We start from the raw sequence: 15,480 nt of genomic DNA, 5'->3' as shown, positions 1-15,480 counted from the left end.
CCCGGCCCCGCCGCGGCCCGCGGAGCCGAAGCGCCGCGGCGCGACGTACGCCGCGCTCGGACTGCTGGCGGTGGCCGTCGTCCTGGCCGGCGTGACGGCGGTGCTGCTCCTCGGCGGGCGCGGTGGCGGCACGTCCGGCACCACGACGTCCGCCGCTGCGCCGGCCCCCGTGCAGCGCCCCGCCACCGACGAGGACCCGGCACCCGTCGCCGATGCCGCGACGAGCAGCGAGGCTCCGAGGGCCGATGCCGCGACGAGCAGCGAGGCTCGAAGGACCGGGGCCACGACACCGGACACCGTGGGATCCACCGCGGCGGCCGGTGCGACCTTTCACGGCGACGGCTACACGATCGACGCCCCCGGGACCGGCTGGGTCCGGGACCACGCGGACAAGTTCCAGGGCGACGACTTCTACGAGACGCGCTGGCACCTGAAGGGCCGCCCGGACGTCGTCGTGTACGTCGACTACACACCGGGCTTCTCCGGGACCCCCCGCTCCGGCGCCGAGGGCGTCCGGCGGCGCCCCGGCACCCCGGGCTACGTCGAGCATCGCTTCGCATCCGACGGCGACGACGTCGTCTGGGAGTTCTCGCTCGACGGGACGCACAAGATCGATCGCTTCTCCACCGCCTGCGACACCGGCTTCGCCGTTCTCGGCGCCGCCCCCGACGACGAGTTCGAGCGGCACCGCGCGACGTTCGACGCGGTCGCGAGGTCACTGACGCCGACTTGCTGAGCGGGGTTGGCGTTCAAGACCCGCAGGACACCCCGGACCGACCGTCCAAGTCGCGGGGCGCCTCGTCGCCACGCCATGATCGCCCGGTCCTCACCGTCGGGGGCCGACCTCGGTGGGGTCGGTCGCCCCCGACGCGTCGGTCGGTGGTGTAGAGGACCTGCTCCTCGGTGTCCTGGCTCTCGCCGAGGAAGGCGAGGGTCTTGCCGTCCGGTGAGACGACGACGCTGTGGAGCCGGCTGCCGGACCTCGCCGTGACGAACCGTTCGTTGTGACCGACGCGGCCAGCTACCGTGGACGCGAGGCGCGCGCTAGCTCGAATGAGATGCCGCGCTCGAACGCGACGTGAAGCCTTCGAAGAAGTCTTGTTGTCCCAGGAGGAAGTCGCTGTTCTCGATGACGAACGGGTCCAGTGCGAACATCACGCCGCTCCGTTGCGTGTCCCCGATGAGCACCTGACAGTCGAGCGGGTCAGGGGTCGTCCATGCGGGGATGTTGGTTCCATCGGCGAGATCGACGCCGCCGAGTACCTCGACGAGGTCAGACTCGGGGATACCGAGGTTGCGGGTTGCGTACGAAAGGTCGATGCAACTGCGCGTCGCGCCGCTATCGACAGTGAACGTCGGCGACGCGCAACTCCTGCTGGCGACGTGATCTCGACTTGGAGTCGGGGCCGCCACGCGGAACAGGGAAACGGAGGGAGCGACAGAACCGAGAGCTAGACGCGGGGCGCGCCAGGCACGTGCATGGCCATGGCGTCCAGAGGAACGCGATCGTACAGCTCGCGCATGCTCGCCGCGCTCGCGATGACTCGGCCATGCTCGACGGCAACCCACTTACCGCGGAACTTCTCAGCGATCTCGTTGATGATGATCGGCTTCTGCACCGAGGTGTTCACCACGTTCTTCATGCCGCCGGAATACCACCGGGGCACGGATCTACGAGGAGCGTCTTCACCTGGCTCGGACGGGTTCTTCACCTGGGACACCTCCAAGGGACCGCAGCGCCCGAAGGACCTCGACTCGGCGGTCCCCGAAGCGACCGGATGACGTTCAGCACGCCGCCGACGCCGTCCGGGTCGGCGATCCGGTGTCCGAGATCCGCCACTTGCCGGCGATCCGCTGCAGGGAGTAGACGAACGCGAAGTTCCAGCAGCCGGCCCCGTCCAGGGTGCGCACGCCGACGCGCACGCGACCGGCGGCCGGGCCCGCTTCGACACGTCCCACGCGGTAGATCTGCACCTCGCGCAGCCCGTCCCGCCGCAGACTGGCGGCGTAGCGCTCGGCGCTGCCCGACTTCGCGAGCACCGAGCCGGTGAAGAACATGTGCGCGCGCACGAAGTCACCGTCGGCCCGGGCCTGCCAGTGGCGACGGATGGTCTGCTCCATCGCCCCGGTGTTCGTGTCGGTGGACCAGATCTGGCTCTCGGCACCGAGCAGCCCGCCGTTGGCGCTGCTCGACGTCCGCTGCGTTCCGTTCGGCGGTGCGGCCGAGTCGGACGACGACGGCTGCGACCCGCTCGACGCCGGCGTTCCGGAGTCCGGCGAGGTCGAGTCGGAGGACCGGTCCCGGGTCTGCTCGTCGGAGTCCGAGAACGCGTTCCGGGTCTGCTGGTCGGAGTCGGCCCGCCCGGCGGACGTCCCGTTCGCACCGGCGGCCCCCGCACCCCCGGACCCGCCTCCGGTACCGGACTCCGCGTCCCGCGAACCGCCCGAGGCCTGCGCCCTCGGGTGGCCGACCTCGACCACGTCCTGGTCCCGGGAGGCCTGGTCCCCGGCGGGGGCGGCGCCGTCGTCACGGGTGAGGAGGAGGACCGCGGCGACCGCGACCACGACCGTCAGTACGCCGATCGCCGCCAGGATCCAGCGCGTGCCGGAGCGCCCCGGCGACGCGGAGGCGACAGGCGGCGGCGCGGGCGGCGGCGGGAACGGCAGACCACTGCCCACGGGCGCCGAGAAGGTCTCGGTCGGCGTGCCGACACCCGTGACCGGTGGCGGAGGCGACCCGACCGGGGTCCGCTCGATCGTGGTCCCGCAGCCGACGACCGCACAGCCGGTGCCCTCCGCCCAGCAGTCGTCGTGGTGGGTGGCCTGGCAGCCGGGGCAGTCGACGACCGTGGCGCCCTGCTTGAGCGGGAACCGACAGTAGGGGCAGCTCCGCCCGGCGTCAGCGGCGGTCGCGGGTCGGTCGGGGATCACGGACATCGTGCTGGGGGAGAGTACGACGCAGCGGGCTTGCCAGGAGACCCCAGCGGATCACGTCGTCGCCGTCAGGATGACGGTCCGGCCGCCGACCCGCATCCGCCGTCTGGCGGAAGCGTTCCGCCCCGGTCGCGCGGCGACGGGCCGCCGTCTACCCTGCGCCACGATGCCGCGCGCTCGCTCGTCGTTCACCGCCCTCGCTCTGGCCGGGACCGTGCTGCTGGCCGGGTGCGGCGGGGGGAGCACCGCCCCGCCGGTCCCACCGGCCGGCGCGACGACGGACGCCCCAGTCCGTGAGGCCGTCCCGCTCACGACATCGACCGCGACCGCGCCGCCGCCGAGCCCGACCGCCCCGCCGTCGCCCCCCGACGCCCCCACCGACCCTCCCCTCCCGCCGGCCCGCGCGCTCGGGCAGATGATGGTCGCGCGCTTCGCAGGCACCGCGCCGTCCCCGGCCCTCCTCCGCCGCGTGCGGCGTGGCGAGGTCGGCGGCGTGATCCTCTTCAAGGACAACGTCGCCGGCGGTGGGGCGACGACCCGCCAGCTCGTCTCGCGGCTGCAGCGGGCCGCTCGCCGAGGCGGCAACCCGCCGCTGCTCGTGTCGATCGACCAGGAAGGCGGACGGGTCCGGCGGCTCCCCGGACCGCCCACGCCCGACGCCGCCGGCATGACCTCGGAGGCGACCGCCCGGGCGCAGGGTCGGAGGACCGCCCGACTCCTTCGCGACCTGGGCATCAACGTCGACCTCGCACCAGTCGCCGACGTCTCCGCCGGCCTCTCGTCGTTCCTCGGGCGTCGGGCGTTCGGAACGACGCCCCGGACGGTGGCCGAGCGGGCGTGCGGGTTCGTCGACGGGCTGCGTTCCGGCGGGGTCGCCGCGACACTCAAGCACTTCCCCGGCCTCGGCGCAGCGACGACGAGCACGGACTTCGATCGGACGGTCATCCCCGGCGGTCGCGCCCGACTTCGCCGCGACTACGCGGCCTACCGGCGCTGCGCGGCGAGTCCGACCACGCTCGTGATGGTGAGCAGCGCGATCTACCCCGACGCCCTCGGCCCGGATCCGGCCCTGCTCACCCGCGCCACCTACGCCCGCGAGCTGCGCCGGGCGACCGGGGACGACCCGTTGACGATCAGCGACGACCTCGAGACTCCGTCGGTGCTGGCGCACGCCGCCCCGTCGCGACGGGCCATCAACGCCGGTCTCGACCTGCTGCTCTACGCGCGGACGGAGCAGGCCTCGGCCGCCGCGTACCCGCGGCTGCTCGCGGACGTCCGAGCGCACCGGATCCCCGCCCGCCGGGTGCAGGCGTCCGCGTCGCGGATTCTCGCGCTCAAGCGCCTCGTGGCCGGCGACGGGTGACCGTGAGCCGCTTCGCCGTGCCCGAGGCGGGAAGCGGCGGCGAGCCCATGAGGTCGATCAGCGCGAGGACGAGCCTCCGCCGATCGGCCTGGCGCCGTCCACCTCCGCCGAACGGCGGAATCTGGTCGGAACCGCGACCGGTGTGCACTACGGTTGCGACGACCGACCGTCAGCCGTCGAGCCCCGATCCGGGCCCGCGGCCCCGGCACCCCGAACGCTCCGCCCGTCGCCCGTGACCACCTTCCGCGTCGATCTCGACGACCTACGATCACTCGCCCGGACGCTCGACCATGCCGCGAACGACCTGCGCGAGATGGACCGGCAGCGAGGGGGCCTCGACGGCGACGCGGGGGCGGCCGATGTCGAGGGCGCTGTCCACGGGTTCATCGCCCACTGGTCCGACGCGACCGGCCGGATCGCACGGTCCCTCGACGCGCTCTCGCTCGTGACCGAGAAGAGCCACGACGCGTACGCCGCCGCGGACGGGACGGTCGCGGCGGCGTCCGCCGAGGGTGGCCGAAGGATGCTCCGACCGTGACGTCCGCCGCAGACCTGATCGGCGAGCGCGCGAGCCGGGGCGACGCCCACGCGGTCCGCGATCTCGCCCGCCGGATGCGGACCCTCGCCGACGCCGCGGACGGCCTTCGCCAACGACTGGTGCCCGGCCGGCTGCGCGCGGACTGGAGCGGGCCAGGAGCCACGGCGTTCCTGCGCGCCACGGGCGACGTGCCCCACGACCTCGAGAAGGTCCGGGCGTCGTACGCCCGCGCCGCCGACGCGCTCACGCGCTACGCCGGGGCCCTCGAAGCCGCCCAAGCGACGGCCGGGGCCGCGTCGCAGCGGGCGAGCGACGCCGAACGACGGGCGTCCGCCGCCGAGCAGGCAGCCGGCGCGGCCCGCAGGCGCCTGTGGGCGGCGCAGAGCCGCCAGCTGAACGTCCTCGATCCCGCCGAGCAGGACGCAGGCCGGCGCGAGGCGGCGCGAGCGACGGCGGCGCTGCACGCGGCCCAAGCACGGCTGCGACAGGCCCACGACGACCGCGACGCGGCCGTCCGCGACGGCACCCGGGCCCGGGACGAGCTCGCCGCCGCCGCCCGGGCCTGCACCCGCGAGCTCGGCGAGGCCTCGAACGCGGGCATCAGGAACTCGCTCGCCTCGTGGATCGAGCGCCACCGCGCGGCGATCGACGCCGCCGTCGCCGGCGCGTCGCCCGCCGCCGTCGGCAAGACCGTCGAGGGTGCGATGCGCGAGCTGTTCGGCTCGACGCGGCCCCGTGACTGGTTCGACGCGCTCACCCGCACGCTCGGGATCTCGACCGGAGTCGGGAGCCTCCTGGGGGTGGTCGACTACGCGTGGGGCATCCGGGCGTTCCTGCGTACCGAGGAGGCGTTGATCCGCACCGGCATCGGTCGAGACCTCGGCGTGGTCGGCGGGCTCCGTGGCGCCCGCGGTGCCGCGGGCGGCATCGGCGACTACCTCCGAATGGGCGAGCGGACGCTCATGGGCAGCGACCGGGCGCTCGCCAACGGCGGCGCGCGGTGGTTCACCAGGCTCGGCACCGCGCTGGGCCTGGCCGACGTCGGGATCACCGGGCTCGACGCCTACGAGCGCAGCGCCGCCCACGATCCCGTTGCGCGCGTCGGCGGCGCCGCGACGCACGCGCTCGCCAAGGCGACCGTCCTCAACCCCGTGGTCGGCCTCGTGGACGCTGCCTCCGACCTGTTCAGCGGCGGCCGGATCCGTCCCGCACAGGGGTACAGCGACCTGGTCGGGACCGCCGGCGACCTGCTCTTCACCACCTTCGATCCCCAGGCCAACGCGCAGATCCTCGACGAGGCGCGACGCGGCGAGCGCGGCGGGATCGCCCGGCAGCTCACCACCAACGGGGCGTCTACGACGGTCGGAGACTGGATCGGCGGACCGCTCTGGGAGGCCGGGGAGGCGTTCAGCACGACCGCCGAAGTGATGATGCACCAGAGCCGCGGCGACGACGCCGCGATCGGCCAGGTCGGCGCCGAGATCGAGAACGGGCAGCACGGCGACCTGATCCGCACCATCGTGGACTGGCGTCCGCCGTCGTGGATGACACCGTGACGTCCCGGCCCGGTCTCGTCCTCCACGGAGCTGCCGGGCGCCGCCTGATCGGCGACCTCCTCGGCGAGCGGTGCGCGCCGATCGTGCGCGGCTGGTTCGACGGCGGCGAGGCGCCACGCGCGGCCGCCGCCGGTCCGGGTGCTGCCGCCGACGCCGACGGGTCGGCGCGCGCACGCCTCCGCGCGGCGACCGCGCTCTCGCTCGCCCACACGCTCGTGGACGTCTTGGAGGCCGTCCCGGACCGCGCCGCGCTGTGGAGCACGACCGTCGTCCACGACGGGCACCACGCCGTCGAGCTCAGCGGCCGATCGGATCCCGATGGTCCGCTGCTCGTCTCCGGCCCGCACACGACCGACGACCTGCTCGACCGCCTCGCCGTGCGCATCTGCCCGCTCGAGGCGCCTCCGGTCGACGCCGCGGCGCTCGCGATCGACGGCCAGGTGCTCGCGACACTCCGCCTGCTCTTCCGGAGTCGGCGGCTCGCTCACGACGACGACGTCACCGCGGTCCTCGCCGACCTCGAGGCCGATGACCTGCCGACCGCGCGCGAGCTGGCGGAGCGCCTCGCCGAGACCGGCCTGGTCGACGACCTCGGCGACGCCGTCCGGCTACGACCGCGGCCGGAGCTGAACGCCGTCGGCAGCGGGCATCACGTCCTGCTCGGCCGCGGTGCGCTGCCGGCCGGCCCGGGTCCGCCGTACGACGTCGTGACGGTCGAGCTCGTCGGACCGCCCGACAACCGCTTCCTGCTGTTTCCCCTCTCTGACGGCCTCGTCGCGCTCCTCCCGGCAACCGCCGACCGGGCGCGATCCGTCCTGGCGCACCTCGTCGACCGCCGCAACGAACCGACGTGGTACGCGTCGCCGGTCGACGCAGCGGCGGACTCCGAGATCCCGCCGACGGCGGCGCCGATCACCACCACGTCGCTCGCCGCGTCCGCGACGCCGCTGACGTCGTCGCTGGTCGACGCCCCCGCGGCGGTCGTGCTCCGACGCGCCGGCTGGCCGCGCGGCTGGGCCGACGGCGTCGCGCTCCGGCCGACCTCCGCCATCGGCTGGACGTGGCGCGACGGCACCGGCCACGCCACGGTGCAGCGTCCCGACGCGGCCGCCCGCCTGCTGACGGACGCCGTGTCCGAGCAGCTCGCGGACCGCGCGCCCGGAGCGATCGTCCTGAAGGCGACCAGCGCCGCCGACGGCGCGCGGCACGCGGCCACCCTCGGCCTGGGCCTCGTCGACGACGCGTGGGCGACGGTCGCCCGCGACGACGAGCCGGTCGTCCTACCCCAGCCGCTCGACCTCCCCGGCGAGATCCGCGACCTCTTGCGCCGCGCCGCGATCGCCGCGGATCCCCACCCCGACGGACCCGACATCCTGCGATGATCCCCGTCCGATCCCGCCTACGGAGCCTGATGGCATGTCCGACGACCGACGCATCGTCCTGAGCTCAGACGACTTCGACGACGACCGGCCCCGTGTGGAGGCCGCCGACCGCTGGACGGTCCCCACGACCCCGCCGCCGGGGACCACCGAGCTCCTCGGGCCACCACCCGCGGGCACGAGCCTCGGGGGCACAGCGCCACCCCGGTCCGAGCACCCCTGGGCACCGCCGGTCGTCCAGCCTGCTCTCCCGCCGTACTACGGGACGGCCCCGAGCGCCGAGGGCGCCAGCACCGCCGCCCTCGTCCTGGGCATCGTCGGGATGTTCTGCGTCCCCCTCGTCCCGTCGATCCTCGCCTGGGTCATCGGCGCCGGCGCCCGCCGCCGGGCCCGGGCGATCCCCGGGCAACCCGGCTACGGATCCGCCAACGCCGGATTCATCCTCGGGATCATCGGCACGATCCTGTGGATCGCCGTGATCGCCTTCTACATCATCGTCATCGTCGGCATCGCGAGCACCGACTGGGACTCGTACTGACCGCACGGACCCTACCTCGCCCCTACTCGACGTCTCCCAGGAGCTCGATCTCCGACAGCAACGCCAGTTGGTCGACCTGATCGGGGTTGGGCGAATCGATCGCCTCGAGTTCACGGATGCGAGCCCGACGAATCTCGACGTTCGTCTCATAGACGCTTCCCCTCGAAGAGCGAGCGCGCTTCGCCGCAGTGCCCGCACCGGCACCGGATTCGATGATCGGTGCCGATCGCTCTGCATCGATGGCGCGAAGCCACGCGAGCTCTCCGCCTTGCTCCGGACTGCGAAACGCCAAGGCCGCCAGCTGATCGATGCGCTCTCGCCGCAGGCCTTCGTCTCCTGCGACCTCTCGGGCGCGGTCGGCAGGCCCGGCCGGGCCGCCCCGGCCGCCGACGCTGATGACCACGACCGCGTCCGACTGCAACGCGTAGACGATGAGGTAGACCACCAACGGGATCACGCAGAGGACCGCAGACGCGACAACGACCGGCACGTTGAGCCCCTTGGGCTTGTGCAGGACGGCGCCGTGCTCGGTGCGTTGTTGGACGACGTAGCCCTGGAGGACGTACGACGTGATCGCCAACTCCAGGTCTTCATGGAACGCAACGTCGATGTGGTGAGTGGCGACGCCCATCGATCTCCTTGGCTGCAGACGGAAGGTGGCCCCATGGTAATGCGCTCCCGTCGAGGAGCCGCGTCCCGATGTCCGAAGGGGCCGCCACCGATCCGCACGTCCGATCGCTGAGCCGTCCGACGAGCACGACATGGCCTGCGGCTTCGCACCCGGAACCGCGCCCGCGACGACGTGCCGCGTCGCCGACCGAGCGGCATCGACGAGGTCGCCCCAGTGCCTGACGCCTCGGCTCTCGGACTGCCGGACCGGGACCCCGGCGAAGGCCTTCGCCGGGGCGTCACGGACCGTCAGACGCGGCCGCGCGCTGCTGCTGCCGCCGCTCGCAAGGAGTCCCGGAAGGGCGGAAAGCTCGCCGGGCAGCGCGCGGCCACGACCTCGAGGTCGGCCGTCGAGGCCAGTCGCGCGTAGTCCCGGGTCGCGGCGCGCGGGCGGGACGGCCGGAGCGCTCGGCGGAGTACGTGCTTCGGATGCTCGGTGCCCGGCCGGTTGTCGCCCCACAGCCCTTCCGGATCGGTGACGGAACGCTCGGGCGTGACGGCACCGTCCGCCGCCGCCGCGCGAACCGCGTCGTTGTCCGCTAGCAACCAGGCCTCGATGGTGCGGCACGGCACGCACGCCACGATCTCCTCAACGGTGATGTCTGCCTGGACGACCGCCGAGGTGAAGCCGTCCTGGACGAGGCTCGCCACGGATCGCCACGCAACCGCGGGGTCGTCGCCGGGTTCGGCGGCATCGACGTCCACGTGGACGACGAGGACGTCGCAGCCGTCGAGCGCCGCCAGCGTGGCCGCCTGACGAACGCGTCTCCCCACCGCGTGCTCGGGATCTGCGAGACCCCCGAGGGGCAGCATCGTCGTCTTCTGCCCGCGGATCTCGACATCCTGACCGGCCAGACGTCGGACGAGGGGCTGCAGGGCGCCCTCGTTGTTCGGATCGTTCGCCCGTGCCTGGGGGCTCTTCCCCAGCGCCCCACCGTCGTTGACGCCCTCGACCGCGAGGAAGATCCGGGCCGTCATGCGTCCCGGACGGCGGGCTCGATGAGCCCGCGCTCCCCCCGGGCGAGCCACATCTCTCCCTTCGAGAACGTGCCGGCGAGGGCCTCGTACCCGGGGGTGTCGCTCAACCGTTCGACGCGTGCGCTCCCGTCGCCGGAACGGACGGTGAGCAAGACCGATTCCGGCTGTGCCACGTAGTCGACGATCAGGGGGCTGTGCGATGTCGTCAGCACCTGGATGCCCTCGTCCTCACTCAGCTGCTCCAACATCGTCATGAGGGCCCCGAGGAGCTGGGGGTGCACGCCGTTCTCGATCTCGTCGACCATGACGAGGGTCGGGGTCGGGGTGCTCTCGGGGAGCGCGGCGAGGGCGAAGAGCCGCAGTAGCCCGTCGCTGGCCTGGCGCGCGTTCAGCAGTGGCCCGACGTCCTCGTCTCCCCACGCTTCGCGCACGGCGAGGGAGTACGCCGAGCCTTCCTGGCGGATCCTCAACTCGGACAGCCTTGGATACGCGTCCGTCGCTCGCCGCAGCACGCGCTCGAACGCGTCGGGGTGGCTCGAGCGCAGGTGGCGGAGGAACCCTGCGAGGTGCTCGCCGGCGACCCCGATTCCGTCGCGATGCAGGGAGGAGGGCTCGCGCAGCCGGTTGGGGTCGAGCACGACGTAGGGCTGGACCCGGCGCGCCCAGTCGGCGACGGCGACGACTTCCGGGAAACGCGAGCGGTCCTCGTCGGTCACGGTCGACAGCCACGAGCTCGTGAGCGTCTGGTTGATGCTCTCCCAGCGGTCGTGGCCGACGCGACGCGACATCTCTCTCCCGTCACGGATGAGGAGGGAATTCGTGGCCGTCTCCTGCGGGACCTGACCGGCGAGGGCCGCGCGCGTCTCGTCCTCATCCAGCAGGAGCACGCGCTCGGCCGCGATGTTCTCGTGCTTGCGCTTGCCCAGGCGGACGCTCCACCAGAGGTGCCGACCGTCGAGCTCGAGGAGAGCACCGAACGAGAAGGCCTGGTTCGGGGACGCGAGGTGTGGAAGGTCGCGGTACGTCCAGCGGTGACTCGCCAGCTGCGTCCTGAGGTCGTGCGCGACCAGCCCGTGGAGGAACTCCACGGCCTGCAGGACGCTCGTCTTCCCCGAGCCGTTGACGCCCACGAGCACGTTGGTCGGCTCCAGCGGGATCGACTGTCCGGCGTAGGCCTTGAAGGCATCGATGCGGAGCAGGCGCAGCACGAGCCACCAGCCTAGCCGCCGCGAACGTGCGTCACGGCACGCGCAGCGAAGGTTGCGGGCACAGCGGCTACCGTCACGTCTGGTCCCCGTTCCGTCGAGGCCGGAGACGCCGGCGATCCGTGCGATCGGGCCGAGCATCCCACGCGGTTCGCCGCCGCTCAGTCGCCGTTCAGGACCCGCCACGTGCCGTGTTCCTCCACGGCCTTCAGGCTGAAGTCCCGCGGCCGTCCCTCCATCGTCATCGTCATCGACAACGTCGCGCTGCCGGAGTCCGTGAACGCCACGTCGGCGACGTCCATCGACCGAAGCGCCTTCACGAAGAGGTCGTTGTCGGTCACGAGCCCGATCTGCTGACCCATGAAGTCCTCGCAGGTGCCGGGGAGCTTCTTGCGCTCGGACGCCGCCAGGCGCCGGCAGATCTGTCCCGGATTCCCCTCCGTGAGCCCGGTGAGGTAGTCACGGATGGCCTCGCGCACCTCGTCGGCTCGGTCGTCCGGTGCGTCCGCCGTGCCCCCGGTGGGCGCCTCCGGGGCGCCGCGTTCACCGGTGGCCTGCGCGGCGCGCTCGGCCGGCCGCGTCGCCGACGAGCCTGGATCGTCATCCCCGCACCCCGCTCCACCGACGGCGGCAAGGCTGCAGGCGACGAGCAGGGCGAAGGTCTTGATCAAGTGCATGGTGGACCCTCCACGGGTCGATCGGTGCTGGCGTGCGCACCACGGGACCGGGCTCACCGGGGCCGCGACGCGATGGAGCGGATGCTGTCCGACGGTGCGGCCCACCGCCATCCGCCGGATGGCCCGTTCTGGCCGCCGCGCCCGGGCTCTCCCCGGAGCCGTCGAGGCCGCCCGCGACCCCACGGTGGACGTCCACAGACATCCGTGGTTGTGCAGGTGGTCGTCGTTCGGCAGGGCATCCGCCAGACGGCGGTTCTCGGTGGACGAGGGCCACCGGCGGCCCTATCCTCCGCCCGTGTCAGCGCCCGGCCCGCCCTCCGTCCACGACCCGTACGGACCCAACCGGGAGCGCGGGCCGATCGCGGGACCAGGCCGCCGGCTGGCCGCGCGGGTCCTCGACGGGCTGCTGATCGCGGTCGTGATCGCCGTCGTGTTCGCCGTCGTCGAGAGGTATGGGACCTCCATTCTCACCGGCCTACTTCTCGGCCTCTTCATTTCTCCGCTCATCGCCCCGCTGGTCGTGAGCCCGCTCCTCCTCCGCCGCGGCGCGCACAACGGCCAGACCCTCGGCAAGCAGTGGCTCGGCATCCGCGTCGTCCGCAGCGACGGCGGCGCCGTCTCCGGCGGCACCGCGGCGTCCCGCGAGATGCTCGGGGTGTTCCTCCTGGGGCTCGTGCCGTTCTACTCCCTCGTCGACGCCCTGATGGTGCCGACCGCGGAGCGCGGCCGGTCGATCCACGACCGCATCGCCGACACCCTGGTCGTCCGCGTGGGCGCCGAGGCACCTCACTGGACGGGACGGCCCGCGGCCGGACCGGTCAGCTACGAGCCCACCCCCGCGGAGGGGGCCTGGTCCGCTCGGCCCGCGCCCGCCGTCTCTGGCCCGGCCGTGTGGCCCGGGCCGCCGGCCAAGCCCGCTGCGCCCCCGCGACCGGTCGCCGCGGTGCCCGCCGGGTGGTACGCGGACCCGTCGGACCCGGGAAGCCAGCGCTGGTGGGATGGGGCCGCCTGGACCGAGCACGTCGGATGAGCCGATCACCGTACGAGGCGGAACCGGCACCGACGGGCAACCGTCCAGGGACACGCCCACGGTCAGGGCGTCGGACCGGTCGCCAGAGCCGCGCCGAAGGTCGTCGCGCCGCCGGCACCGGAGTATCGCGCACGGCCTCACTGCTCCTCGTATCGGCCACCCTCACCCCGATAACCGGCGTGCTCACCAGCTGCGCAGGGACATCGCATCGACGGGTGTGCCACCCGGCATCGCCCCCGTGGCCCGGACAGCTCCGTCGACGGCGGAGGGTGGCGACGCGAGCTCGACCGGGGCTCCCGCGAGACGCGAGACGCTGGAGACCCCGATCGGCTCGATCCGGCTCCCGGATGGGTGGACCTCGGTCGACGGAGCGGATCCGCAGCTCGAGGACGATTTCATCTGGTTCGCCGCCGCAGCCGGCGAGATCGACGATGCCTCGCTGGGTCGGCAGGCCGGGATCCGAGCGCAGATCAACTTCGTCGAAGCGGGACGCTACGAGCCCGGAGACCACGATGCGGCGATCTACGTGGCGGGAGCGCCGGGGTCGTTCCGTATGGACCAGGGCGATCTCGACGCCCGTGTCGACCACGGCAATCAACAGCTACACATCCGCGTCTCCGGCCCGGCAGACCGAGCGCCCTCGGGCAAGGCGGACGCGGAGCAGCTCCGGACGATCCTCCGACGCGCCAGGTGGAACGCCGAAGGCCAGTGGTCCGACGCCTGCGAACGACGCTCGGATGCGGATCGTCGCGACCGCTTGGCGTGCCCGCCGGGCTTCCCGCCGATCGCTGAGGGCTACCGGAACCGGACATCCCTCCGAACCCCACGTTCTGCCCCATCCGGGCTCTGCACCACACCGCCGACACCGGAAAGGACCACCGCATGACGACGTCGTACGCCATCCTGCGGCGGTGACCGCAGCTGGCCCGCCGATCGAGGCGCCCACGTCGCGCGACCAGGACCGGCCCGAATCGGCGCTACCTCGTCGGGCTCGCGCAGCGCGTGGGCAGCGTCCTGTGCTGCACAGTTCCTGTGCTACGGCGATATGCTCGACGCGTGAAGAACATCACCGTCACGGTGCCCGACGAGGTCTACCGGGCCGCCCGGATCCGGGCGGCCGAGCAGAACAGCTCCGTCAGCGCGCTGGTCGCCGAGCACCTGCGCCGGATCGCCGCGCAGGACGGCGAGCACCGACGCCTGGCCGCCCAACAGCGGCAGATCCAGGACGAGATCATCCGGTTCCGCGCCGACGACCGCCTGAGCCGGGACGAGCTCCACGACCGTGCGGTTCGCTGACACCAACGTCCTGCTCTACGCGATCTCCCGGGATCCCCACGAGCGGGGCAAGGCGCAGGTCGCGAACGAGATCCTGGACGCGGGCGACCTGGCGCTGTCTGTCCAGGTCCTCCAGGAGTTCTACGTGCAGGCGACCCGCGCCACGCGGCCCGACCGGCTCACCCACCGGCAGGCGTCGGGGCTGGTCGAGGCGTTCGGGCGCTTCCCGGTCCAGGAGACCACGGTCGGGGTGGTCCGCGCCGCGCTGGCGACCCGGGAGCGGTTCCAGATCTCCTACTGGGACGCCGCGATCCTCGAAGCCGCGCGCACCGCCGGCTGCGACGTCGTGCTCTCCGAGGACCTCGGCGACGGTCAGGACTACGCCGGGGTCCGGGTCGAGAATCCGTTCGCCCGCGGGTCTTCCCGAGGAGCCCGCCCTACCGCCACGCCATGATCGTCCGGTCGTCGCCGAACGGCCCGACCTCGGTGGGCTCGCTCGTCGGTGTCGCCTCGACCGCCGCGGTGTAGAGCACCTGCTCGTCGGTGTCCTCGCTCTCGCCGACGAAGGCGAGGCGCCTGCCGACGGGCGACACCACGACGTGGCGCAGCTTGCGGACGCTGGTCGGCGTGAGGGTCGCGGAGCGCCGGCCCGCCGCGAACCGCGCAGCGTGAGGAGCTCCTGATCGGATTCGGCCGCGTCGGTGGACACGCAGACGAACCGATCCGCGTCGATCCACGCCTGCGGGACGCAGCCGCTGACCGACGCCGGCGTCCGCAGGGGGATCGTCGGGTAGGCGGAGAAGTCCGTGGCGCCTCGGTCGAACTCTTCCACGTCGACGACAGCGACGCACTCGGGGTCGTCGCCGGAGGAGCTCGCCGCAGCCGCGTCCTCGCATTCGTCGTCTTCGGCGAGCGCCACGTCCTCCGTGTCGGACGGGACGATCTGCCGACCGGCAGCCTTGGCCGGCATGATCGCCCCGGCCCGCGAGACCGTCCAGTCGCCGACGCCGAAGCTGTCCCGCTGCCACGTGTCGACGTGGACGCCGACGTCCGCGCCCGTCCAGTCGGATGCCTCGCCGCCCGCGGCGCGCTCGGACTGCACCCGCGGCGCGCGTGGTCGCGGGGTGTTCGAGACCGGCACGATCCGTGCCGAATAGGTCGTAGAGCTGACTGAGGACGTGGCTCGAGGAACTCCTGCGCCCGCTCCCCCGGGTCCCGCGCCTACCTCGTGACCTTGTGGACCCCGGCCTTGATCGCGTCGACGCTGGACTCGACGGAGGTGTAGACGTTGGTGCCGCGGGCCTGGACGAAGAACGCCGGGGTGCCGGAGGCGCCGAG

At 73.1% G+C, this 15,480-nt stretch carries 17 protein-coding genes and 1 pseudogene; 10 read left to right on the top strand and 8 right to left on the bottom strand.

Features of this window, described 5'->3' with window-relative positions; all coding sequences use genetic code 11:
* Positions 1-736, top strand: a pseudogene (locus AB0L40_RS20735) (hypothetical protein); the annotation flags it as partial.
* Positions 737-1,044: 308 nt separating this feature from the next.
* Here the strand turns inward: AB0L40_RS20735 and AB0L40_RS20730 are convergent.
* The 3 genes from AB0L40_RS20730 to AB0L40_RS20720 all read right to left on the bottom strand — a co-directional run bounded on the left by AB0L40_RS20730 (position 1,045) and on the right by AB0L40_RS20720 (position 2,937).
* The gene (locus AB0L40_RS20730) at positions 1,045-1,413 is read right to left on the bottom strand and encodes a hypothetical protein (protein WP_364359006.1); all 369 of its coding nucleotides are present in this window, start codon (positions 1,411-1,413) and stop codon (positions 1,045-1,047) included.
* A 38-nt stretch (positions 1,414-1,451) separates the two neighbouring features.
* Positions 1,452-1,643, bottom strand: a complete 192-nt coding sequence (locus tag AB0L40_RS20725) for a DUF5678 domain-containing protein (RefSeq protein WP_364359003.1) — start codon at positions 1,641-1,643, stop codon at positions 1,452-1,454.
* 142 nt (positions 1,644-1,785) lie between these two features.
* A complete protein-coding gene (locus AB0L40_RS20720) occupies positions 1,786-2,937 on the bottom strand; it encodes an RING finger protein (protein WP_364359000.1) in 1,152 nt (383 codons plus the stop codon).
* Between the two features lie 163 nt (positions 2,938-3,100).
* Here AB0L40_RS20720 and AB0L40_RS20715 point away from each other — a divergent pair, with 163 nt between their 5' ends.
* The 5 genes from AB0L40_RS20715 to AB0L40_RS20695 all read left to right on the top strand — a co-directional run bounded on the left by AB0L40_RS20715 (position 3,101) and on the right by AB0L40_RS20695 (position 8,308).
* Entirely contained in the window at positions 3,101-4,297 is a 1,197-nt protein-coding gene (locus AB0L40_RS20715; protein ID WP_364358997.1) for a glycoside hydrolase family 3 N-terminal domain-containing protein, read from the top strand.
* Positions 4,298-4,529: 232 nt separating this feature from the next.
* Positions 4,530-4,835 carry a hypothetical protein gene (locus tag AB0L40_RS20710; RefSeq protein WP_364358994.1) on the top strand — a complete coding sequence of 102 codons (306 nt, stop codon included), beginning with the start codon at positions 4,530-4,532 and terminating at the stop codon, positions 4,833-4,835.
* Positions 4,832-6,391 carry a hypothetical protein gene (locus AB0L40_RS20705; protein ID WP_364358991.1) on the top strand — a complete coding sequence of 520 codons (1,560 nt, stop codon included), beginning with the start codon at positions 4,832-4,834 and terminating at the stop codon, positions 6,389-6,391. Before AB0L40_RS20710 ends, AB0L40_RS20705 begins: the two co-directional genes overlap by 4 nt.
* Entirely contained in the window at positions 6,388-7,773 is a 1,386-nt protein-coding gene (locus AB0L40_RS20700) for a hypothetical protein (RefSeq protein ID WP_364358988.1), read from the top strand. Before AB0L40_RS20705 ends, AB0L40_RS20700 begins: the two co-directional genes overlap by 4 nt.
* A gap of 34 nt (positions 7,774-7,807) precedes the next feature.
* Positions 7,808-8,308 carry a DUF4190 domain-containing protein gene (locus tag AB0L40_RS20695; protein ID WP_364358985.1) on the top strand — a complete coding sequence of 167 codons (501 nt, stop codon included), beginning with the start codon at positions 7,808-7,810 and terminating at the stop codon, positions 8,306-8,308.
* Between the two features lie 22 nt (positions 8,309-8,330).
* On the opposite strand, the gene AB0L40_RS20690 is transcribed toward AB0L40_RS20695, so the two are convergent.
* The 4 genes from AB0L40_RS20690 to AB0L40_RS20675 all read right to left on the bottom strand — a co-directional run bounded on the left by AB0L40_RS20690 (position 8,331) and on the right by AB0L40_RS20675 (position 11,837).
* Positions 8,331-8,939: a hypothetical protein gene (locus AB0L40_RS20690; RefSeq protein ID WP_364358983.1), complete on the bottom strand. Its 609-nt coding sequence runs from the start codon at positions 8,937-8,939 to the stop codon at positions 8,331-8,333.
* A 287-nt stretch (positions 8,940-9,226) separates the two neighbouring features.
* Complete coding sequence (locus tag AB0L40_RS20685) at positions 9,227-9,790, bottom strand: DUF4276 family protein (protein ID WP_364358980.1); 564 nt, start codon at positions 9,788-9,790, stop codon at positions 9,227-9,229.
* Positions 9,791-9,951: 161 nt separating this feature from the next.
* Positions 9,952-11,163 carry an ATP-binding protein gene (locus AB0L40_RS20680; protein WP_364358977.1) on the bottom strand — a complete coding sequence of 404 codons (1,212 nt, stop codon included), beginning with the start codon at positions 11,161-11,163 and terminating at the stop codon, positions 9,952-9,954.
* A 158-nt stretch (positions 11,164-11,321) separates the two neighbouring features.
* The gene (locus tag AB0L40_RS20675; protein ID WP_364358975.1) at positions 11,322-11,837 is read right to left on the bottom strand and encodes a hypothetical protein; all 516 of its coding nucleotides are present in this window, start codon (positions 11,835-11,837) and stop codon (positions 11,322-11,324) included.
* A 295-nt stretch (positions 11,838-12,132) separates the two neighbouring features.
* On the opposite strand from AB0L40_RS20675, the gene AB0L40_RS20670 reads away from it, so the two are divergent.
* From AB0L40_RS20670 to AB0L40_RS20655, 4 genes are all read left to right on the top strand, one after another.
* Positions 12,133-12,867, top strand: coding sequence for an RDD family protein (locus tag AB0L40_RS20670; protein ID WP_364358972.1), 735 nt, complete (start codon positions 12,133-12,135; stop codon positions 12,865-12,867).
* Positions 12,868-13,084: 217 nt separating this feature from the next.
* Positions 13,085-13,753 carry a hypothetical protein gene (locus tag AB0L40_RS20665; protein ID WP_364358969.1) on the top strand — a complete coding sequence of 223 codons (669 nt, stop codon included), beginning with the start codon at positions 13,085-13,087 and terminating at the stop codon, positions 13,751-13,753.
* A 170-nt stretch (positions 13,754-13,923) separates the two neighbouring features.
* A complete protein-coding gene (locus AB0L40_RS20660) occupies positions 13,924-14,163 on the top strand; it encodes a hypothetical protein (protein ID WP_364358966.1) in 240 nt (79 codons plus the stop codon).
* The gene (locus tag AB0L40_RS20655) at positions 14,150-14,596 is read left to right on the top strand and encodes a PIN domain-containing protein (RefSeq protein WP_364358963.1); all 447 of its coding nucleotides are present in this window, start codon (positions 14,150-14,152) and stop codon (positions 14,594-14,596) included. The genes AB0L40_RS20660 and AB0L40_RS20655 overlap by 14 nt, the downstream gene beginning before the upstream one ends.
* Here AB0L40_RS20655 and AB0L40_RS20650 read toward each other — a convergent pair.
* Positions 14,580-14,738 (bottom strand): hypothetical protein, encoded by a 159-nt coding sequence (locus AB0L40_RS20650; RefSeq protein WP_364358960.1) that lies wholly within the window; start codon positions 14,736-14,738, stop codon positions 14,580-14,582. The two genes, AB0L40_RS20655 and AB0L40_RS20650, sit on opposite strands and share 17 nt — an antisense overlap.
* Positions 14,739-15,480: the final 742 nt, after the last annotated feature.

Source organism: Patulibacter sp. NPDC049589, from assembly GCF_040675535.1.
Classification (GTDB): Bacteria; Actinomycetota; Thermoleophilia; order Solirubrobacterales; family Solirubrobacteraceae; genus Patulibacter.
This window is presented reverse-complemented; position numbering and strand designations above follow the sequence as displayed.

Coding starts and splice junctions, on each gene's coding strand:
- AB0L40_RS20725 (WP_364359003.1), bottom strand. CDS start 1,643: ATGAAGAACGTGGTGAACACCTCGGTGCAGAAGCCGATCATCATCAAC.
- AB0L40_RS20720 (WP_364359000.1), bottom strand. CDS start 2,937: ATGTCCGTGATCCCCGACCGACCCGCGACCGCCGCTGACGCCGGGCGG.
- AB0L40_RS20715 (WP_364358997.1), top strand. CDS start 3,101: ATGCCGCGCGCTCGCTCGTCGTTCACCGCCCTCGCTCTGGCCGGGACC.
- AB0L40_RS20695 (WP_364358985.1), top strand. CDS start 7,808: ATGTCCGACGACCGACGCATCGTCCTGAGCTCAGACGACTTCGACGAC.
- AB0L40_RS20690 (WP_364358983.1), bottom strand. CDS start 8,939: ATGGGCGTCGCCACTCACCACATCGACGTTGCGTTCCATGAAGACCTG.
- AB0L40_RS20685 (WP_364358980.1), bottom strand. CDS start 9,790: ATGCTGCCCCTCGGGGGTCTCGCAGATCCCGAGCACGCGGTGGGGAGA.
- AB0L40_RS20675 (WP_364358975.1), bottom strand. CDS start 11,837: ATGCACTTGATCAAGACCTTCGCCCTGCTCGTCGCCTGCAGCCTTGCC.